This is a genomic window from Pantoea sp. RG18 (assembly GCF_025910075.1).
Classification (GTDB): Bacteria; Pseudomonadota; Gammaproteobacteria; order Enterobacterales; family Enterobacteriaceae; genus Pantoea; species Pantoea agglomerans.
Genome location: NZ_JAPCIL010000002.1, coordinates 441,532 through 462,458, shown reverse-complemented (window position 1 = coordinate 462,458; position 20,927 = coordinate 441,532). Strand labels below are relative to the sequence as shown.

Genomic DNA, 20,927 nt, shown 5'->3' with positions numbered 1-20,927 from the left:
GTCTCCTTACATCATGCCTGGCGTTTCAAGTCCGCTGCCGTCAACCAGACGGCTGTAGCGATAAGGGGTGGGATCAACGACTGGCGTGGCTTCGGTCGCCAGATCGGCTGCCAGTCGTCCGGCACCCGGTCCGATACCAAAGCCGTGGGCGCTGTAGCCCGCCGAGAGCACCAGCCCCGGCAATTTCGCCACGGTGGAGATCACCGGAATCGCGTCCGGGGTACTGTCAATCATGCCGCCCCAGGACTGCGCCAGCCGCAGGTTCGCCAGCGCCGGGTATTCACGCCGCATCGCCGCCAGTCCCTCTTCCACGATCGTTGCATCGGCTGCCGGATCGAGAATGCGCATGCGCTCAAACGGCGACTCACGGTCAAATGCCCAGCCACCCATCGCTTCCGGGCCATTGAAGAACGGCGACAGGCCAAGATTCAGGGTGAGATTCTTTCGGCGGCTTTTAAAGGTCGGGTAGAACTGGCGGGCATAGCGCAGCCCCTGTGCGCCCGGCTCCAGACGCCCGCGACCCGAGACGGAGACGGTGTAGCTGCCGTCCATCTGTGGCCGACAGGCAAAGCCAGGTGTGTAGAGTGGCATGGCAATCGCCTGCTCAATGGGCTGCGTGCGGAAGGCGGTGCCAATCACGTTGCCCAGCGGCAGATCGATACCGTGACGACGGCAGAACATGGAGGTCCAGGCCCCGGCGGCACAGATCACCCGGCTGGTTTTTATCAGGCCGCGCTCGGTCCAGACGCCGCTGACCCGTCCGGCGGCGATATCCAGCCCGCGCACCGCGCACTGCTGAAACAGCAGCGCCCCTTTTTTCAGCGCGCCCGCCACCAGCCCGGGCGCGGCCAGCCGTGGTTCGGCGTGACCGTCGGTTGGCGCTGAGAGACCGCCCCGCCAGCTTGTGGTGCTGCCGGGCGTCATCGCTTTGGCCTGCTCCGCCGTGAGGATCGAACTGCGCACGCCATAGCCTTTTGCCATCTGGATCCACTTATCCCAGGCCGCGATGTCCGACTCTTCCTGCGTGGCGTAAACCAGCCCGCTGCGGCGGAAACCCAGCTCCTCGCCGGTTTCATCGTTAAGCTCACCCCAGCGTTGCAGCGCATAAATAATCAGCGGCAATTCGCGCTCATCGCGGTTCTGCTGGCGACACCAGCCCCAGTTACGGCTCGACTGCTCCGCTCCTACCAGGCCTTTTTCGATTAGCACGACCTTCAGTCCCTGCTTCGCCAGCTCCCAGGTGGCGGCGGCTCCGGCGATACCGGCGCCAATCACCACTACATCGGCGGAATCGGGAAAATTCGCACTGTCCTGTACATAACGAATCGGTGCAGGCATAACAAGACTACCTCTGTTGTCAGTATCTGGTCTGGCACAGGGCGATATCACCGCTGTGCCTTGACCCGTGCCGCCCGCGCATTACATCAGTGCTGTGCAGGCGGATTAATCAGGGTGCCCGTTGCTTCAGGCAACTCACTCTGCTTTTAAAATCTCTTCATGCTCATCCAGCCAGCCCTGACGCAGCTCCGGCACCGCGCGTTTCAGCCGCTCGAAATACAACTCGCTGGTCGGCTTGTCGTAGTCGCTGCGCGCCAGCTGGGTGACAATGCGACCGCTCTTCATCACCACGATTTCATCACACACCGCGCGTACCGCATGCATGTCGTGGCTGATGAAGATCACCGAGAGTCCCAGTTCGCGGCGCAGTTCGCTGATTAAGTCGAGGACGGCGGCGGCAACCACCGTATCCAGCGCCGAGGTCACTTCATCACACAGAATCAGATCCGGCTCAGCCGCCAGCGCGCGCGCCAGATTGACGCGCTGCTTCTGCCCGCCGGAGAGCGCCCAGGGACGCCGCCACAGCACGCTGCGCGGAAGCTGCACCAGATCCAGCAGCTGATAAAGCCGCTGCTGTCGGGCTGCACCGTTCAGACCGTGAAACAGCGTCAGCGGACGTGACAGGATGCGCTCAACACTGTGGGCCGGGTTCAGCGCGGTGTCTGCCATCTGGAACACATACTGAATGCGGCGCAGCTCGTTGTCAGGCCGTTTTTGCATATCGCCCGCGATGTAGTGGCCGTTAAACAGTATATGGCCGTGGCTTGGAGCGTTGAGTCCGGCAATGGCGTGCGCCAGGGTGGTTTTGCCTGAGCCTGACTCACCAATGATGCCAATCGCCTGCCCTTTCCACAGCCTGAGGTTGATATCCTCCAGAATGCGTATTTTCGGGTAGCCATCGCTGCCGCGCGGACCATAACCTGCGCTGAGGTCGCGCACCTCAAGAAGCGGCTGAATATCGGCGGCAACCGGGCACCAGTTGCTGGGCCGCTCTTTCTGCCGCGCCGCCTCCATCAGTAAACGGGTGTACTCCGCCTGCGGTGCGCCGATCAGATGCGCGGTGCTGCCATACTCCGCCATCCTGCCGCGCAGCAGCACCAGTATCCGGTCTGCCATCTGCGCCACCACGGCTAAATCGTGACTGACGTAAATCGCCGTGACGCCGCGCTGCACCACCACGCGGCGAAACGCCTTCAGCACTTCCACCTGCGTGGTCACATCCAGCGCGGTAGTAGGTTCATCAAGGATCACCACGTCAGGATCGCCAATCAGCGCCATCGCCGTCATCAGACGCTGTAACTGACCGCCCGACACCTGGTGCGGGAAGCGGTCACCAATGGTCTCGGGGTTGGGCAGCGCCAGTTCGCGGAACAGCTCAATCGCTTTGGCTTTTGCCGCTTTGCGGGTCAGGGTGCCGTGGATAACCACCGGCTCAATCACCTGATCGAGGATCTTCATGCCCGGATTAAACGACGCTGCCGCGCTCTGGGCGATATAGGCGACTTTGTTGCCACGGAAAGCGCGCAACTGCCCCGGCGTCAGGCTGTTAACGTCGGTGCCGGCAACGTGAATGTTGCCTTCGGCGATGCGGCAGCCGCTGCGGGCGTAACCCATCAGCGCCATCGCGATAGTGGTTTTACCTGAGCCGGATTCGCCAATCAGCGCCAGCACTTCGCCCTTCTGCACGGTAAAGTGAATGTCGGAAACCAGGTCGATCTCTTCGCCGCGATCGGTCTGCGCAGTGACGCGCAGTTTATCCACCGAAATCACCGGCATGGCGGTATGTGGTGTCACGTTCATGCTCCCTCCTTCGCCAGCGTCATCGGACGCATCGCCTGCAGGCTGTCAATAAACAGGTTGGCGCCAATGGTCAGGCTGGCAATCGCCAGCGCGGGCATCAGCACCGCAGGCGAGCCGTCAAACAGCCCCTGCATATTTTCACGCACCAGCGTGCCCCAGTCGGCGTAGGGCGGCTGAACACCCAGACCGAGGAAGCTCAGGCCGCTCAGCAGCAGCACGATGTAGACAAAGCGCAGACCAAAGTCAGTCAGCATCGGGTGCACCATATTGGGCAGGATATCGTGAATGGCGATATACCAGCGGCTTTCGCCCCGCAGCCGTGACGCCCGGACGTAGTCCATGCTGCGCAGCGAGCTGGCCATGGCAAACGCGATACGGAATGCGCCCGGCCAGTAGGTGAAGACCGCCGTGAGGATCAGCATTGGCAGTGAGGAGCCAAATACCGCGACTATCATCAGGGACAGCACTTTGCCCGGCAGTACCAGCAGCGCGTCGTTGACGCGGCCCAGTACCTCCTCCAGCCAGCGCCCCGCCACCGCTGCCAGCAGCGCCAGCAGCGTGCCGATCAGGCTGGCCAGCAGCGCCGCACTCAGCGCCAGACCGATAGAGAACTTCGCGCCATAGAGAATCCGGCTCAGCATGTCGCGCCCAAGATAGTCGGTGCCCAGCAGGTTATCAGACGTCAGGCCGCCCATCAGCGGGCCGCCGCCGATGTCATCAATGCTGTGCGGGGCCAGCGGGGTGCCAAACACCGCCATCAGCAGCCAGAACAGCGACATGATCAGACCCAGCCGTCCCGACCAGGAGAGCGACTGTAAGAAACGCCAGGGCAACGAGAGAATATTCATGCGCTTCTCCATTTCGGGTTAAAGGCGATAGTCAGAATGTCTGCCGCCAGCAGCAGGACCAGGTAGCAGGCGGCGAACAGCATCACGCAGAGCTGCACCACCGGCAGGTCGCGGTTACTGACCGCATCCACCAGCTGGCTGGCGAGACCGGGATAGCTGAAGATAGTTTCGATGATGATCACCCCGCCAAACAGATAGGAGAGGCTGAGTGAAATGGCATTGGCGATGGGGCCGACCGCGTTAGGCAGTGCGTGACGCAGCACCGCTCTCAGCGGTGAAACCCCTTTCAGCAGCGCCATCTCCAGATAAGGACTGTCGAGCTGGTTGATAATGGCTGCCCGCGTCATACGCGCCATCTGCGCCACCAGCACGCAGCAGAGGGTCAGCACCGGCAGCGCATAGGCTTTGAGGTAACTCAGCAGGTCGCTATCCGGGCTGCCAAACGACATCGCCGAGACCCAGTGCAGCTTGACGGCAAAAATCAGCACCGCCACCGTCGCCACCAGAAACTCCGGCACGGCAACCGTCGCCATGGTGCCGATGACCAGCGCCCGATCGAGCCGGGAACCGCGATTCATCGCCGCAATAATGCCGATAATCAGCGCCAGCGGCACGCAGATCAGCGTGGTGATACCCGCCAGTTCAAAGGTGGCGGGAATGCGCTGCGCCACCAGCTGCGAGACCGGCAAATGGCTGGCAAACGAGGTGCCAAAGTCGCCCTGCACCATGCCTGTCAGCCAGTGGAAGTAGCGCATCAGCAAAGGCTGATCGAGACCCAGCTGCTGCCGTAACGCCGCCACCGTTTCCGGCGTGGCGTTCTGGCCGAGGATCATCTGCGCTGCGTCGCCCGGCAGCAGGCTGGTGATGAAAAACACCACCGCCGAGACGATAAGCAAAGTCAGGATGCCGGCACCAATTCGCCGGGCAATCAGGAACAGCATGTATCGGTTCATCGGCGTACTCCTTCCTCAAATAACGTATCAGGCGCTCAGCCACGCAAATTCATGGAAGCGATAGCCCATCATCATGCCTGACGGCCAGGCCTCCACCCCTTTGACCTTTTTGTTGTAGCCATCTGTGGAGCTGATAAAGGTCGGGATAAGGGTGCCGCAGTGGTCATAAATCAACTTCTGCATGTCGCCATACATCTGCTTGCGTTTCGCCTGATCGCGCTCACCGCGTGCCGCGACCACCAGTTGATCAAACTGAGGATTTTTCCAGCCCGATTCGTTATTCGGTGCGGTAGAGAGATAAAACTGTGAGAAGAGCATGTCGAGCGTCGGACGCGGGTTTATCGAGCCATATCCCACCGGATCTTTCATCCAGTGCGAAGACCAGTAACCGTCATACGGCACACGTCGCACTTTGATGTTCAGCCCTGCCCCGCGCGCCATCTGCTGGATCATCTGACCGCCTTCATTTGCCCCTTCGATATTCGGCGTGGTGATGATCTCCACCGTGGAGCCCGCCATGCCCGCTTTTTTGATGTGGAACTTCGCTTTTTCAATGTCCAGCGCACGCGGTTTGAGATCGGCGTTATAGAGCGGATGCCACGGCGGCACCGGGGTGTCATTACTGACGTCGCCGTAACCCTGCAGCACCGTTTTCACCAGCATTTCACGTGGCTGCAGATATTTCATCGCCAGCACGAAATCTTCATTGTTACCCGGCTTCACATCGGTGCGGATAATCAGGTTGGTGTACATGCCCGATTTACTCTCCAGCACGCCAAATTCGCTGCTGGCTTTAATGCGCTTGCAGTCGGCAGCGGTCAGCGTGGAGACCATCTGCAGATCGCCCGACATCAGGGCATTAACGCGCGCGGCGCCGTCGGTGACGCCGATGAGTTCTACCTCATCCAGATGCGGCAGACCAGGTTTGTAGTAGTTGGGGTTTTTGGTGCCGATGGTGCGCGTACCCGGCATAAATGTTTTGCAGACAAACGGACCGGTGCCGATGCCTTTGCTGAAATCTTTGGTGCCGTCCGGTACGATCAGAAACGGCGGCGTCGCCAGCATATAAGGGACGTCGAAGTTAGCGCTGCTCAGCTCCAGCTGCACCTCGTTATCATTGACCGCGCTGAAGGTTTTGAACTGATCGGCCAGCTTAAAGGCGATAGAGGCGATGGCCGGATCTTTGTGACGGCTGAGTGAGTAGATGACATCTTTGGCAGTCAGCGGTTTGCCATCATGGAAAGTGACCCCTTTACGCAGTTTGATATGCCAGGTAATGCCGTCGCTGGATTCCAGCGATTCGGCCAGCGCCGGTTGCGCCATCAGGTTTTTATCCAGCTCGGTCAGGCCGCTGTAGAACATGAACTGGCGGGTGTAATCCGCACTGTTGTTACTTTTGGCCGGATCAAGTGTATCGGTGGCCGAGGCATTCGACATCGCCGCCCGCAGTTTACCGCCCCTGACTGGCTTATCATCCGCCAGTGCCGCCCCTGAAAAAGTGATCAGGCCGCTGCTCATCACCGCACCGGCTGAGAGCATTTTCATCAGGCTGCGACGTGACAATGAGCCTTCGGTGATCATGCGCGTCAGTGCCGGATTTACCGCATCAGCGTCGTTATTATCAAATTTACTCATCTCTGTACCCTCAATAGTCAGGCGAACCGGGGATCATGTTCTGGCGGTGCTGATAACCTGGCGGTCAGCACCCGACGGGACGTTATGAAAGGCGATCCTTTGCTTTGTAATAGAGTCCTGCGAGCGGTAAAAACCATGGCTTGCCGTGATAACCGGGCAGCGCGGGCCATGTGTCGCGCTGCCAGGGATTTTCAGTGCGCTTTTCAGCCAGCAGACTGGCCATGACGCGTCCCATCCACACCGACATCTGGGTGCCGTGACCGCTGTAGCCCAGCGAATAGAAGAGGCCATCCTGTTCACCCGCGTGCGGCAGACGGTCGGCGGTCATATCAACCATACCGCCCCAGCAGTAATCCACCTGCGACTGGCCAAGCTGTGGCAGCATCTGCGTCATCGCCCGGCGCAGGATCTCACCGCTACGCGAATCCGACGTCGGGTTGCTGACGGCAAACCGCGCCCGCCCGCCAAACACCAAACGGCGATCGGCCGTAGTACGGAAGTAGTTGCCGATATTCAGTGAGGTGACATAGGTGCGATCGTTTGGCAGCACCTGGCGCAGCAGCGCCGGGTCGAGCACCTCAGTCACCACGATAAAGCTGCCGACCGGCACAATGCGGCGCTGAAACCAGGGAAAAGGGCCGACGTTGGAGCAGCCGGTCGCCATCAGCACTTTATCTGCCAGAATGGTGCCCTGCGCGGTTTCTACACGATGCTGATAACCCTTCAGGCGTTCTAACTTCGTCACGGCGTGGTGCGGGAAAATCTTCGCGCCGCTGCGGGCGGCGGCCTCAGCCAGCCCGACGCCGAACTTGCCCATGTGCATCTGACCGCCACGTTTCTGCAGCAGGCCGCCGTGGAAGTCATCGCTGGCGATCTCGTCACGCACTGCCGTTTTGTCGAGCAGTTCGATCTCCGGGTCAACGGTGCGCCGCATCAGCTCATACGCTTCCTGCAGCCCGGCCACATGCGACGCTTTGCTGGCGAGCTTGAGTTTGCCGCACAGCCGGAAGTCGCAGTCGATCGCTTCATCCTGGATCAGTTGCTGGACATAGCTCACCGCCTCATCAAACGCCCGGTAGAAGCGGCTGGCCTGCTCCAGACCCTGGCTCGCCACCAGCGAGGCGAAGTTCTGCGCCACACCGGTGTTGCAGTGGCCGCCGTTGCGCGCCGAGGCCTGACTCATCACGTCGCCACTCTCCAGCAGCACCACGCTGATGCCGCTGCGCGCCAGGTTCAGGGCCGCCGAGATGCCGGTGAAGCCACCGCCAATCACCACCACGTCCGCCTGTGCCGGCAGCGGTTCGCGTGCGGCACCGGTAAAGGCCGGAGCGGTAGCCTGCCAGAACGATTCCAGTTTCATGGGGTGTTCCTCAGAGTCCGACGACGCCAGGCAGGCCGCCGATATCGTTGATTTCGGTGTACTGGTAATACGGATTCGCCGGTTCATGACCGCGATTGACCCAGACTTTGTTTTTGATGCCGAGATCGTGGGCAGTCATCAGGTCATAGCGGAAGCTGGAGGAGACGTGCAGGATCTCCTCCGGGCCGCAGCCGAGCTTATCCAGCATGTACTCGAAGCCCTTCATCTGTGGTTTGTAGGCTCCCGTCTCTTCTGCCGTGATAGCCATATAGATTGGTGCACCCAGACGCGGTTCGTGATGCGGGATCAGGTCTTTCATCGAGTTGGTCAGCAGCACCAGCGGAAACTCCTTAGCCACCTTTGCCAGCCCGGCGGGCACGTCGGGATGCGGACCCCAGCTGGCGCAGTCGGTGTAGATAAAGTCGCTGTCGGCTTTGTCCCAGCGGACGCCCCACTTTTTGCAGGTGCGCTGCAGGGCATTACTCACCACGTCGTAATAGGGTTTCCACGCGCCGAGCACCTCATCCAGCCGGTAGCTGGAAAAGTCGGTGGTAAAGGCGAGCATTGCGTCAGGGTCGACGCGGTCGCTGAAACAGCGCTGCGCGGCACCCGCCATATCGAAGCGAATCAGCGTGCCGTAACAGTCAAACGTGATGAATTTCGGTTTAAACAGTGCCATGTAACACCCTCGTCATTGTCAGTTGCGCTTAGAAATCGATGAGTACACTCTTCTGGCGCTGGCAGGCCTGAAACGCCTGGCGGCCTAAATCTTTACCAATGCCGGAGCCAAGAAAGCCGCCGGTCGGAATGATGAAGTCGCCGGAGCGCCCATAGCGGTTGATCCAGACGGTGCCCGCGTCGATGGCGCGCATTGCCCGCAGCGCGCGCGGCAGACTCAGGGTGTGAACACCGGCGCAGAGGCCATAGGTGTCATGGGCGGCCATCGCCAGTCCCTGCTCTTCATCATCAAACGTCTGCACCGTCAGCACCGGACCAAAAATCTCCTGCTGGACCGCCGGGTTATCCTGCGCCACGTGACTCAGCAGCGTGGGCTGCCAGAACCAGCCGTCGTCGGTGTCGGCAAAACGCTCACCGCCCACCAGTACTTCTGCGCCCTGCGCTTTTGCCGCTTCAATAACCGAGCAGACTTTGTTGCCCTGTCGTTCATCGATCAGCGGCGCGTAGCGGCTGTCCTCCTGCCAGGTGACGCCCGGTTTAACCTCCCGGCAGAGTTGAGCCAGCCGCTCAACCAGCGGATCGGCAATGTTGCGCTGCACAATAAGACGGGTGCCCGCCACACAGGCCTGACCGCCGTTGGCGGTGAAGCCGCGCAGAATACGCTGGGCCAGCACCTCAAGGTCACCCGCGTCATCAAACACCAGTTGCGGACTTTTGCCGCCCAGCTCCAGCGTCACCGGCTTCATGCCGTTTTGCGCGGCATCGCTCATGATGCGCGCGCCGGTCAGGGTCGAGCCGGTAAACGAGACTTTGCGCACCAGCGGATGTTTTACCAGCGCGCTGCCGGTCACCGCGCCACTGCCCTGCACAATGTTCAGCACGCCGGCCGGTAAGCCCGCCTGAATGGCCAGTTCGGCCATGCGCACGGTAGAAAACGGGGTCAGTTCAGAGGGTTTAAGCACCACCGCATTGCCCGCCGCCAGCGCCGGTCCGCATTTCCACGACGCCATCGACAGCGGGAAATTCCACGGGGTAATCGCGGCGATAACGCCATAAGGTTCGGCAATCAGCATGCCCAGGCTGCTGTCGCGGGTGGGAAAGAGATCCCCGCTGTATTTGTCAGCGCATTCGGCATAGAAGCGAATCGCTTCGGCGGTAAAAGGAATTTCGTGCAGCACCACGTCATTGATCGGCCGGGTGGAGCCCAGCGCTTCCAGCTGTGCCAGCAGCGCGTCCTGCTCAATCAGATCGGCCCAGCGCCGCAGTACCCGTCCGCGTTCGCGCGGCCGACAACCGGACCAGCCGCTGCTTTTCAGCGCCTGATGCGCCACAGTCACGGCACGATCGACATCCTGCGGCGTGGCGTCCTGCAGCGTGGCATAGACCCTGCCATCCGAGGGACGTTTAACCTCAAAGGATGCGCCCTGGCTCTGGCAGTGCTGGCCGCCAATATAATGGCCAGCTGGAAGAGAAACTTTTTCCGGGTCGAAACTTAACATGGAAGAATTCCTTATTTGTTACACCCATCAGTTGCTGGTTTATTAGCGTTTAAAACTGCCGGTTTCTGCGCTGTTAATAAGCTAATGCAGAAAGTATGCCAGCCGGGCAAAAAATAAAAATGCGTTTAAAACAGTGCAAAAAAATTTTCTGCCGTATTGGCGGGGGATTTTTTGCGGAATTGCCGAACAATTAAACAGATGATTTACTTCACAAAATTTATGCGCCCTGCTGGTGCAACCTGCACGGAAATTGCACCAAAGCGGATATTGCTGATAAGGCTGCTCATTCCGGTACGCATGACCCGCCGATTTAACGACCCGCTTCACATCCCTGATAAATTCTTTAATTTTTCAGAACAATTATTTGACGCCGGTAAGTTTTTACTGAGCATCAGGCAAAAAAAGGCCAGCCGGTTTACCCGGCTGGCCTTTTTTCATTTTTAGTTACAGACTACCAATGTGAAATGTTTTCTGTTCCAGATATTCATCAATTCCATAGCGGGAACCTTCCCGGCCAATACCGGAGAGTTTCACGCCGCCAAACGGCGCGACCTCCAGGGAAATAGCGCCGGTATTAAAGCCGACCATGCCAAACTCCAGCGCCTCCGCTACCCGCCATGCGCGCCGGATGTTCTCGGTAAAGAAATAGGCACCCAGGCCGTAGGGCGTGTCATTTGCCATCGCGATTGCCTCCTCTTCATCATCGAAGATAAACAGCGGCGCGACCGGACCAAACGTCTCTTCATGGGCGATGCGCATGGCGGCGGTGACCTCACCGAGCACCGTGGGCTGCACAAAGGTCCCGTTGCCCTGGCTGATGCCGCCGGTCAGCAGCGTTGCTCCCTGGCTGAGCGCATCATCGATATGACCGTTCACTTTCTCTACCGCGCGGCTGTTGATCAAAGGGCCAATAGTGCTGTCGGGCGCAAAACCATCGCCCACTTTCAGGGTGGCGACCGCCTCCAGCAACCGGGCGGTGAAACGCGGATAGATACTTCGCTGCACCAGGATGCGGTTAGCGCAGACGCAGGTCTGCCCGGCGTTGCGGAACTTGCTGAGCATGACCCCCGCGACGGCAATCTCAATATCGGCATCATCAAACACGATCAGCGGCGCGTTGCCGCCCAGCTCCAGACTCAGGCGCTTGATGCTGTCGGCGCTCTGTTGCATCAGCAACTGCCCGATGCGGGTTGAACCAGTAAAGGAGATTTTACGTACCGTGCGGCTTTCAGTCAGCGTCGCGCCAATCTCCGTGGGCAGGTCGGTCAGCACCTGCAGCACGCCGGACGGGAAGCCCGCGCGCTCTGCCAGTACCGCCAGTGCCAGCGCCGACAGCGGTGTTAACTCGGAAGGTTTAACAATAATCGGGCATCCGGCGGCCAGCGCGGGCGCCACCTTGCGGGTGATCATCGCAATCGGGAAGTTCCACGGCGTGATTGCGGCGGCAACGCCTACCGGCTGTTTCAGCACCAGGATGCGCCGGTCCTCGCTGGGCGCGGGAATGGTGTCGCCATAGATTCGGCGTGCCTCTTCCGCGAACCATTTCACGAAGCTGGCTCCATAGAGCACTTCGCCTCTGGCTTCCGCCAGCGGTTTGCCCTGCTCGGCGGTCATGATAATCGCCAGGTCGTCAGCGTGTTCAATAATCAGTTGATGCCACTTTTCCAGCAGCGCGGCACGGCTGGCATTGGTAGTTTTGCCCCAGCTGATGCGCACCGTTTCCGCATAAGCTATCGCCTGCCCGGTTTCTGCCCGACCCAGTGCCGGAATCGTCGCCAGGGTTTCGCCCGTGGCGGGATCGATAACCGGCAGCGTGGCGCCCTGATGCGCATCCTGCCAGCGTCCATTAAACAGCGCCTGCTGGCGCAGCAGATCGCTATCGTTAAGTTGTAGTCGCGACATATCATCCCCTTGTGGTCAGCTGATTCCACTTTATCGCGCCGGGTCAGCGCAGGATGTTGTTGTGCGGGGTGAGAAAGGTCGATAGGGGAGATTTTCGCAATGATTTGAAATTTTATGCCGTGCGGAAACAGGCGCGCATCCGGGTGGATGCGCCGTGTGCTTAAATCTGGAAGTCGATAACCGGTTCGTCGTCATTGCTGTAAGAGAGCGCCTGACGCTTGATCTCTTCCAGCGACAGGTTGGCGTTGCAGAGTTCCAGGAACTGCCAGACGTAGTTGCGTTGCAGCTGGCCGCGCTTGAGGCCGAGCCATACGGTGCTGGCATCGAACAGATGCGTGGCATCGAGGCGCACCAGCTCTTCACTCTCTTCAGTTTCACACGCCTGATCGGCCAGTATCCCCACGCCTAAACCGAGTTTGACGTAGGTTTTCACCACATCGGAGTCCTGAGCGCTGAGCACGATATCTGGTTTTAAACCGGCCGTCTGGAATGCACGGTCAACCCGCGAACGTCCGGTGATACCCTGCCGGTAGGTGATCAGCGGATAGCGGCTGAGCGTGCTCAGTGAAACCGGCTGGTTCTGCACCAGTTCATGCCCTTTCGGCACCAGTAAGGCGTGATGCCAGCTGAACCAGGGGAACGCCGCCAGGCTGCTGTTGTTGACCAGTAATTCACTGGCGATGCCAATGTCCGCCTCACCAGCCAGCAGCATGGTGACAATTTCCTGCGGCGACCCCTGATTAAGTTCAAGCCGGACGTTAGGATAGAGCTGACGAAACGCTTTGATGACTTTCGGCAGGCTGTAGCGCGCCTGAGTATGGGTAGTGGCTATGGTCAGGATGCCGCTGGTTTCATTGGTAAAGACATCGGCCAGACGTCGTACTTTGCCCGCTTCATCCAGGATACGCTCAGCGATGGTCAGCAGCGCTTTGCCCGGCTCGGTCATCCCCAGCAGGCGCTTGCCGCGACGAATAAAGATCTCAACCCCGAGTTCATCTTCCAGGTCGCGGATGTGCCGACTTACTCCCGACTGGGAGGTAAACAGCGTGTTAGCGACTTCCGTTAAGTTAAACTCACAGCGGGCCGCCTCGCGGATGATTTTAAGCTGCTGGAAATTCACGGTATTTACCTCCCTTTACATAATCTGATTATCTGATGGTAAGAACTATTATTGATAACCGGAAATACTAAAAAATTCGCATTTATGACTTTAGGGAATAACGGGGTGGGTTTTGGGGGTACAGAGAGGTTTGAGATGGGCGGCCGGACTTCAGAATTTGACTGAAACCCGGCCTGGGGGAGAGGCTATTTTACAGAAGGCGATAGATTACGCATTCTGGCGCTCTCTGCTTTCATCTCTTCATAGCTTGCTTCCAGGATCCACAGACAGGTCGCACCCTGGTCAGTTGCCAGTAGCGCCAGACGGGTTTGTTGATAAAAATCCTCTATAAAGGCTGTAGGTTGCTCAGCCGGAACGCTGCAGACAATGTCTGTACCTGCCATATGGGGCCAGGATCTGGCGTCAATAACCCGGAGCGTCTCCAGCACGCCCGGGGTATTCTTTGCTAACGCCGAGGCAAGGGCATCCTCCATCCGGGTTGCCTGCTGAACATCAGCCGTAGCTGCCAGTTGGGGCACTTTTGCAAGCCAGGCTTGCTCTCCTGACGCGATGCCCTTCAGCGCATTTTCCCAGTCGGATGTATTCGCTCCAGCCCAGACCGCGAAGGGCAGAAGGCCAATCAATATCAGATATTTCATCGGACCACCTCCAGCGTCCCGCCTTCACGCAGCACGCGTCGCCGGGTTGCAAGTGACATAATGATGCAGCCTTCTGAGGCGAAGCCCGCTGGCTTATTGACCCTTTCGCCATGAATGCGAAATGCCGAACGGCCAAAAGACTCTCCGAAAGTCTGCACCAGAATAATGGTCAGGGGTCCTTTTGATGTGGAGTGCCCTGCAATTCTGTACGTTCCCTGAGGAAGGGGCCCCATCCCTCTTACATGCTGGCGATCGGGATTATTTTTGTTAGTCAGACTACCTGAGTAGCCGGCCTCAATAAATTCACTGTTGTGGTATAAGCGACCCGTGCTTTGCTCATATGTCCATGTCATCGTTATATTCCTTTATGCTGTCACTCGATTATTCCAGCTGTCCGAGTGGACGATATTTCCGTCTGCATATCGCCAGGTAATTTTTTCGTAAATCAGCTCTACAGTTTCCAGATGATCCCGCGCCTCACCATAGCGGGATTTAACGTCATACATCATCGGGCCCACACAGATAACGGTTACGCCTTCCATCAAAGTAATGAAATATTCCACCTCTTGCCCCGCGTCATTTATCCGGTAAAATCTTATTTCCGCTGAGCAAAGCTTTTGATCTGAGGTCACAGCCCTGTAAAGGCAGGGACTGGACTTATCGATCTCTTTATCAAAACTGTAAGAAGCGTGTTCGCGGACAGCGGTTGTTTTACCCGTCACGTTGTCTGTGGAGAGCATGACGCCGTGATTCAGGCCGAGGACTTCAATAGCGCCTTCACGACCCGCCACGTCGACTGATCCGACAATAATGTTGTTACCGTCATCTTTAAGCCAGAGATAAGCTGGAATAGCCATCGTTTTAAACTCCATTTTAAAAAGAGAAAGCCAGCCTGTTTTCTGCTGACAGGCCCACTGCTTTCACAGCCTGATTAAACTATCTTCCGGCAAACATCAGATCAATTTTCATACAGCGTGAAATCAACCTGATTGAAGTTTTATTGTTTCAGATATAGAGATCGCGGAATAACCCGGTATCAGAGAAAAAAAACGTGCCCAAAAGCTATTCAGAATAATTTAAAAGTCGCATCAGCAATTCTTCACGCCAACATGGATTTATCATTCGTGCTATGAAGTTCACATTGTGTCGAAATGGAAAGATAGAACCTCTTCCTGTCCAGCCAGTAAACAGCTCTGTGCAGCAAATAAATACAGAAATTACAGACGAAGGTTTACCAGAGGCGTCCGCAGCGCTGAGGAACAACCGGAGGCAAGGATGAGCCGACAGGACGTCGGCGAAAGGGCGGTACGAGCCAGGGATGGCGAGTCCGGACGGTCCGTCGGCCGCAGGGCGTGACGAAGGCACCCCGCACAGCGGGGCGCGCAGGCAGCCGGACGCCGGGATTGTTAAGGGGCGGGCGTCCGCCCCTTGACGCGTCCGCCTGCTCAGGCAACCTGAAACTCCCGAACGCCTGGCGGGCGTAACCCGCTCAGTGCTAACGCGGGGCTAAGTGATCTAAAACTCCCATATGTTTGGCGGGCGTAAACTGCTCAGCGCTAACGCGCGGCTAAGTGACCTGAAACTCCCATACGCCTGGCGGGCGTAACCCGCTCAGTGCAACCCGCTGCAAAGCGAAACCGGCTGGTTGCCAGCCCGCTGCAAGCGCCCTCTTAACTCACTAACATCAACTCCCGCTCCTCACTCAGCGGCTTATTCAGCAGCGACAGCAGAATGTTCTTCACTGCCTGCGCTGAAGGTGACAGCGGCAACCGGGCGGAGACGTTCAGTGACAGCGGCAGACTCAATGACGGGCTGTTGATGCGTGACATCCAGGCATCGGTGGATCCCACCAGCGAACGGGCGGCGGACTCAGGTAATACGGTCACGCCCATGCCGCTGGAAATGGCTGCGGTCAGGGTTGAAATCGATTCGATCTCACCGATGATGCGTGCACTCAGACGACGCAGCGAAAAGGCCTCATCGACCCGCTTGCGTACTGCGCTGTAATCGCGCGGTAAAAACAGACTCATCTGCGCCACATCGGCCAGATCGACGCTGGCTCCCGGGTAATCGGTGGCGCCTACCAGAAACAGATCCTCTTTCATCAGCGGCATGCTGGTGATCCCGGCAGTGGGTGCACGATCGTACAGCACCGCCATATCCAGCTGACCGTTCATCACTTTCTCATTCAGCACGCTGCCGCTATTTTCGTGCAGGTAAACCAGCACTTCCGGAAATTGATCGCGCACGGTCTGCAACAGCGGCATGGTCAGCGATGAAGCCGCCGTCCCTGGGGCCAGCCCAATCGATACCTGTCCACTCAGCACCTGACCGGCGTTAATTACCGCAGTCTGGGCCTGCTCACACTGGCGCAGAATGGTGCGCGCATGACCATAGAGAATCTTACCCGCCTCAGTTGGCGTAACGCCGCGCTTGGTACGAATCAGCAACTGCTGATCAAGTTCATTTTCCAGCGTCGCGACCTGCTGACTGAGTGCAGGCTGGGCGATGTGCAACACTTCTGCTGCCTGCGTCAGACTGCCGATATCGACGATTTTCACAAAGTACTTCAGTCGTCTTAAATTCATCTTGCCTCCGTCACTCACCCCGAATAGCGAAATGGGTCTGATCCCATCGCCCTGATAACAGAGATTTTGCAAGATGCAGGCCAGGTTTAAAAAATTCAGGCCATCAAGCAGCCAGATTTTTCCTAACGGCCCGGAAAATAAGCGTTTCTGATTACCTCTTATGGGTTAATAAGGATCAGGAATGGCTGAGAAGAGAGAGTAAAGCCGTCAGGCGCACTGTGACAGTGCAGACGCTGCGAGTCAGACGTGCAGAAAAGTGATGACAGGCTGTACAGTTTGAGTGCAGTGGAAACGCATTGCACCTGATGAAGGCTTGCAGCGCCTGAACAGAGGCGTGAAAAACAGGGAGTAAATGTAACCGCTATCAGCAGGATTTCTTATCGCTGGTGATTGCCGGATGATAAAAAGCAGCCGTTGCCCTCTCCCGCATCCGGAAGAAGGCAACGCCTGCTAATTAACGTTTTTTGCGGTTACGGTGCATGTCGATAGAGACCGCAGCCACAATAATCATCCCTTTGATGATGTCCTGAATGTACGCATCGACACCAACGAAGGTGAATCCGCTTTTAATCAGGCCAAGGATCACTGCGCCAATCAATGTACCGGTGATACGGCCCACGCCACCCATCAGGCTGCTGCCACCGATAACGGCTGCAGCAATGGCATCCAGCTCGTACGACATCCCCATGCTCGACTGACCGCTGCTGACGCGCGCCGCCAGTACTACACCCGCCAGGCCAGAGAGCGCGCCTGCAATGGTGTAGACGATAATCAGATACTTATTAACGTTGATACCGGAGACTTTCGCCGAGGTCATGTTGCCGCCGATGGCGTAAACATATTTACCGTAGCGGGTATGCTTCAGGGCGATATGGAACAGCAGCGCCACCACCAGAAAAATGACTACCGGCATGGCACCCTGTCCGATTGAGGTGAAGCCATCGGAAAGGAAGCTGATCGGATTGCCCTGGGTGTAATACTGCGCCAGACCACGTGCCGACACCATCATGCCCAGCGTGGCAATAAAGGGCGGAATGCCGGTGCGGGTAATCAGTACACCATTGACCACGCCCGCCAGCAAACCGACGCCGATACCGGCCGCAATAGGGATCACCGCAGGCATATTCACCAGCGACGGATACATTGGCGACAGGCTGTCAGAGGTCTGCGCCAGGCTCGCGGCCACCACCGCCGCCAGGGCAATAATGGATCCGGAGGAGAGATCGATACCGGTGGTGATGATGACCTGAGTCACGCCGACGGCGATAATCCCGATAATCGCCACCTGCAATACAATCAGGATCAGACGGTTGGTGTTGAGCAGGAAAGACTGGTCACGCACGTACCAGCCGAACATTTCAAAAATTAACGCAATCCCCACCATCACCACGAAAATGCCGGTATCTTTCGGCAATTTATGACGCAGGCTGGCAAAAAAAGAGGGTTGCTGCGGGGCTGCCGGGGTGGCAGTAGCTTTCATATTGCTCATAGTGGTCTCGCGCCTCACTCGGATGCCAACGACAGAATGGTTTCCTGATCGGCTTCTTCTTTATCGAGGATGCCGGTTATACGCCCGCCGTGCATAACCATCACCCGGTCGCTCATGCCAAGAATTTCCGGCAGTTCAGAGGAGACCATGATGATAGCCACGCCACGGTTGGCAAGTTCACTGATTAAGCGGTAAATCTCCGCTTTCGCGCCGACGTCAATGCCGCGCGTCGGTTCGTCCAGAATCAGAATCTTCGGTTGCGCCAGCAGCCAGCGGGCAATCAGGACTTTCTGCTGATTACCGCCACTGAGGTTATTGATGATTTGATCCATGGTTGGCGTTTTAATGTTGAGACGACGGATTTGATCCATGCAGTCCTGCGCCATCTTCACATGGCTGACAAACCCGCTTTTGCCGCTGTACTCCGGCATGTTAACGATGCTCATGTTCTCCATTACCGATAGCACCAGAAACAGGCCGGACTTTTTACGGTCTTCGGTGAGGAACGCCATGCCCTTTTCAATCGCGGTTGAGGGTGAGTCGATTGTCACCGGCACGCCATCAATCAGGATCTCGCCGCTGTCGAAGCTCTCCATGCCGAACAGGCTCTCCATCACCTCGCTGCGACCCGCACCCACCAGTCCGGCGACGCCGAGGATCTCCCCCCGGCGCACACTGAAACTGACGTCGGTGAAACGATCTTTGCAGGTGAGATTGCGCACCGTCAGCACCTCTTCACCAATTGCGCTGTTGAATTTCGGGAACAGCTGGGTCAGTTCGCGTCCCACCATCTGGGTAATCAGCGACTGACGGGTATATTTCGACGTCTGATCGCTGGCGATCCAGTTGCCGTCACGGAAGATACTGACTTCGTCGGTGATGGTGAAAATTTCATCCATCTTATGGCTGATGTAGATGATCGCTTTGCCCTGCTCCCGCAGGTCACGAATGATGGTAAACAGATGCGCTACTTCGGTTTCTGTCAGCGCGGAGGTGGGCTCATCCATGATCACGATGTCTGAATCCCATGACACTGCTTTGGCAATCTCAACCATCTGCTGCGACGCGATGCTAAGCTCGCCCACCATCCGATCGGCTTTCAGACGGATATTGAGGCGGTTGAGCAGTTCCTGCGTCATCTGATTAAGCCGGGCGTGATCGACAAAGCCAAATCTCATCGGCTCGCGACCCAGCCAGATATTCTCGGCGACGGTCATGTAAGGCACCAGGTTGAGTTCCTGGTGGATCATTGAAATGCCGGAACGCAACGCGTCCATGGTGTCCTGAAACTGCACCGGCTCCCCTTTAATTTTGATGGTGCCCTGATCGGGACGATACATCCCGATCAGGCACTTCATTAAAGTGGATTTGCCCGCGCCATTTTCGCCCATCAAGGCATGTACCGTTCCCGGACGCACCCGCAACGAGACGTTGTCGAGGGCTTTAACGCCGGGGAAGAACTTGCTGATGCCTTCGGCTTCAAGCGCAAAAGCGTTCATACATCACCTCCGTACAGCTGGGTCGGGAACGACTATTTCAGGTTACGCTTGGTAAACTGTTCCATGTTTTCTTTAGTAATCAACTGGTAGGGGATATTGATGACTTTCTGAACTTTCTCGCCATTCACCAGTTTGATTGCCGTCTGCACCGCACCTTCACCCTGGCCCTGCGCATCCTGGAATACCGTGGCGACCATCTTGCCCTGCTTCAGCATCTGCAGCGCATCGGGTGTGCCATCGACGCCAGCGATCAGGATTTTGTCCGGATTTTTACCCAGTGCCTGCAGCGCACCGATCGCCATTTCATCGTTGTTAGAAGCGATGGCATTGATCTCATCACCGGCGGTCATCCAGTTACTGACTACGTCTACCGCATCGTTACGGGTAAATTTGGCGGTCTGTTTCTGAACAATTTTTATGCCAGGGAATTTAGCCGCAACCTCTTCCACCCCTTTGGTACGGTCACGGGTCGCTTCATTCGCCAGGTCACCCATCAGGATGGCAACGTTGCCTTTGCCGTTCATCGCTTTAGCCAGCGCTTCCATCTGTAAGCGTCCGGCCAGTTCCGAATCGGACCCGACGTAGGCCATTTTGCCGGTCAGCTCAGCCTGTGGACGGCGGTTGACAAAGATCAGCGGGATACCCGCTTTGCTCGCCTGGTCCATAATCGGTTTCACCGCATTGGTATCGACCGGGTTGACGATCAGCGCATCAACACCCTGACCGATAAAGTTCTGAACCTGCTGCAGCTGCTGTGAAACGTCGCCTTTTGCATCCTCAACCTGCCCTTTAACGCCATCTTTCTGCATCTCTTTTTGCATAGAGGTACGCAGAATGGTGAGGAAGTTGTCATCAAACAGCGCCATGGAGACGCCAACTGAGATATCTTTTGCCATAACCGCGGCAGGTAACATGCAGGCTAACAGTGAGGCGACAATCGTTTTTTTAATGTTCATAGGGACCCTTCTTATTTGTTAACTTGCTCAGCGGCTGTGACCGCGAATGAAAAATATCTTTTACATTCACCCAGCCTGTCTGGCGTCTGTTTCGGGAAATTTGAGGTAAGACTTCAGGTTCTGACTATTTTTGTGATCGACCACTCCTTTTCACAATCACTTGATCTGCAAACAGTTAACTTCAAAATAGCGTTTCACTTTCAGACGATAATGACGACCGTGATGATAAGCAGTTTATTTATTCCATATAATCACGTTTTGAAATTTTTATCATAAAAGCACTGAAACGGTTGTTTTAACATCGGCAAACAACAAAACTTTGACATGCCTCTAACATCTGCGGAGAAATGCCCGCAAAGTGAGATCCTGTTGGCAGTTTGAAAATCCAGCAGAATCGGGTAAAAATCGCCAATCCGCTGCTTTTACGAGCATCTGAACGCAATTCGGTAAACAGGGCTTTGACAAGCGGGATCTGCGCCGCTAATATTCGCCCCGTTCAAGCGATTCCTCTGTAGTTCAGTCGGTAGAACGGCGGACTGTTAATCCGTATGTCACTGGTTCGAGTCCAGTCAGAGGAGCCAGAATTAGAAAAGCCCGCTCAGGGAAACCTGAGCGGGCTTTTTG

Annotated in this window: 18 protein-coding genes and 1 tRNA gene; 2 read left to right on the top strand and 17 right to left on the bottom strand. The window is 57.1% G+C overall.

Going from position 1 to position 20,927, the window contains the following annotated elements; genetic code table 11:
• Positions 1-6: 6 nt before the first annotated feature.
• From OK409_RS02510 to OK409_RS02475, 8 genes are all read right to left on the bottom strand, one after another.
• Positions 7-1,338: an NAD(P)/FAD-dependent oxidoreductase gene (locus OK409_RS02510; RefSeq protein ID WP_010247869.1), complete on the bottom strand. Its 1,332-nt coding sequence runs from the start codon at positions 1,336-1,338 to the stop codon at positions 7-9.
• Between the two features lie 135 nt (positions 1,339-1,473).
• Positions 1,474-3,138: an ABC transporter ATP-binding protein gene (locus OK409_RS02505; RefSeq protein WP_264366709.1), complete on the bottom strand. Its 1,665-nt coding sequence runs from the start codon at positions 3,136-3,138 to the stop codon at positions 1,474-1,476.
• Positions 3,135-3,986, bottom strand: coding sequence for an ABC transporter permease (locus tag OK409_RS02500; protein WP_010247873.1), 852 nt, complete (start codon positions 3,984-3,986; stop codon positions 3,135-3,137). The genes OK409_RS02505 and OK409_RS02500 overlap by 4 nt, the downstream gene beginning before the upstream one ends.
• Positions 3,983-4,939: an ABC transporter permease gene (locus OK409_RS02495; protein ID WP_010247875.1), complete on the bottom strand. Its 957-nt coding sequence runs from the start codon at positions 4,937-4,939 to the stop codon at positions 3,983-3,985. The genes OK409_RS02500 and OK409_RS02495 overlap by 4 nt, the downstream gene beginning before the upstream one ends.
• A 27-nt stretch (positions 4,940-4,966) precedes the next feature.
• Positions 4,967-6,574, bottom strand: coding sequence for an ABC transporter substrate-binding protein (locus tag OK409_RS02490; protein WP_129062989.1), 1,608 nt, complete (start codon positions 6,572-6,574; stop codon positions 4,967-4,969).
• Positions 6,575-6,656: 82 nt separating this feature from the next.
• The gene (locus OK409_RS02485) at positions 6,657-7,934 is read right to left on the bottom strand and encodes an NAD(P)/FAD-dependent oxidoreductase (RefSeq protein ID WP_264366708.1); all 1,278 of its coding nucleotides are present in this window, start codon (positions 7,932-7,934) and stop codon (positions 6,657-6,659) included.
• A 10-nt stretch (positions 7,935-7,944) separates the two neighbouring features.
• The gene (locus OK409_RS02480) at positions 7,945-8,613 is read right to left on the bottom strand and encodes a haloacid dehalogenase type II (RefSeq protein WP_031591248.1); all 669 of its coding nucleotides are present in this window, start codon (positions 8,611-8,613) and stop codon (positions 7,945-7,947) included.
• Positions 8,614-8,641: 28 nt separating this feature from the next.
• Entirely contained in the window at positions 8,642-10,111 is a 1,470-nt protein-coding gene (locus OK409_RS02475) for an aldehyde dehydrogenase family protein (protein WP_264366707.1), read from the bottom strand.
• 198 nt (positions 10,112-10,309) lie between these two features.
• On the opposite strand from OK409_RS02475, the gene OK409_RS02470 reads away from it, so the two are divergent.
• Positions 10,310-10,555 (top strand): hypothetical protein, encoded by a 246-nt coding sequence (locus OK409_RS02470; RefSeq protein WP_033772140.1) that lies wholly within the window; start codon positions 10,310-10,312, stop codon positions 10,553-10,555.
• Here OK409_RS02470 and OK409_RS02465 read toward each other — a convergent pair whose 3' ends face one another.
• From OK409_RS02465 to OK409_RS02425, 9 genes are all read right to left on the bottom strand, one after another.
• The gene (locus OK409_RS02465; protein WP_264366706.1) at positions 10,556-12,013 is read right to left on the bottom strand and encodes an NAD-dependent succinate-semialdehyde dehydrogenase; all 1,458 of its coding nucleotides are present in this window, start codon (positions 12,011-12,013) and stop codon (positions 10,556-10,558) included.
• Between the two features lie 160 nt (positions 12,014-12,173).
• Positions 12,174-13,133 (bottom strand): HTH-type transcriptional regulator Cbl, encoded by a 960-nt coding sequence (cbl, locus tag OK409_RS02460; RefSeq protein WP_010247887.1) that lies wholly within the window; start codon positions 13,131-13,133, stop codon positions 12,174-12,176.
• Between the two features lie 185 nt (positions 13,134-13,318).
• Entirely contained in the window at positions 13,319-13,771 is a 453-nt protein-coding gene (locus tag OK409_RS02455) for a hypothetical protein (protein ID WP_187508334.1), read from the bottom strand.
• Entirely contained in the window at positions 13,768-14,124 is a 357-nt protein-coding gene (locus OK409_RS02450; RefSeq protein ID WP_264366705.1) for a DUF2778 domain-containing protein, read from the bottom strand. The genes OK409_RS02455 and OK409_RS02450 overlap by 4 nt, the downstream gene beginning before the upstream one ends.
• 12 nt (positions 14,125-14,136) lie before the next feature.
• A complete protein-coding gene (gene tssD, locus OK409_RS02445; RefSeq protein ID WP_264366704.1) occupies positions 14,137-14,628 on the bottom strand; it encodes a type VI secretion system tube protein TssD in 492 nt (163 codons plus the stop codon).
• An 813-nt stretch (positions 14,629-15,441) separates the two neighbouring features.
• The gene (gene nac / locus OK409_RS02440; protein ID WP_010247899.1) at positions 15,442-16,359 is read right to left on the bottom strand and encodes a nitrogen assimilation transcriptional regulator NAC; all 918 of its coding nucleotides are present in this window, start codon (positions 16,357-16,359) and stop codon (positions 15,442-15,444) included.
• A 454-nt stretch (positions 16,360-16,813) separates the two neighbouring features.
• Positions 16,814-17,839, bottom strand: coding sequence for an ABC transporter permease (locus OK409_RS02435; protein ID WP_174819610.1), 1,026 nt, complete (start codon positions 17,837-17,839; stop codon positions 16,814-16,816).
• A 23-nt stretch (positions 17,840-17,862) separates the two neighbouring features.
• The gene (locus OK409_RS02430; protein ID WP_033758305.1) at positions 17,863-19,347 is read right to left on the bottom strand and encodes a sugar ABC transporter ATP-binding protein; all 1,485 of its coding nucleotides are present in this window, start codon (positions 19,345-19,347) and stop codon (positions 17,863-17,865) included.
• A gap of 32 nt (positions 19,348-19,379) precedes the next feature.
• Positions 19,380-20,303, bottom strand: a complete 924-nt coding sequence (locus OK409_RS02425) for a sugar ABC transporter substrate-binding protein (protein ID WP_010247907.1) — start codon at positions 20,301-20,303, stop codon at positions 19,380-19,382.
• Positions 20,304-20,808: 505 nt separating this feature from the next.
• Here OK409_RS02425 and OK409_RS02420 point away from each other — a divergent pair.
• Positions 20,809-20,884, top strand: a tRNA-Asn gene (locus OK409_RS02420).
• Positions 20,885-20,927: the final 43 nt, after the last annotated feature.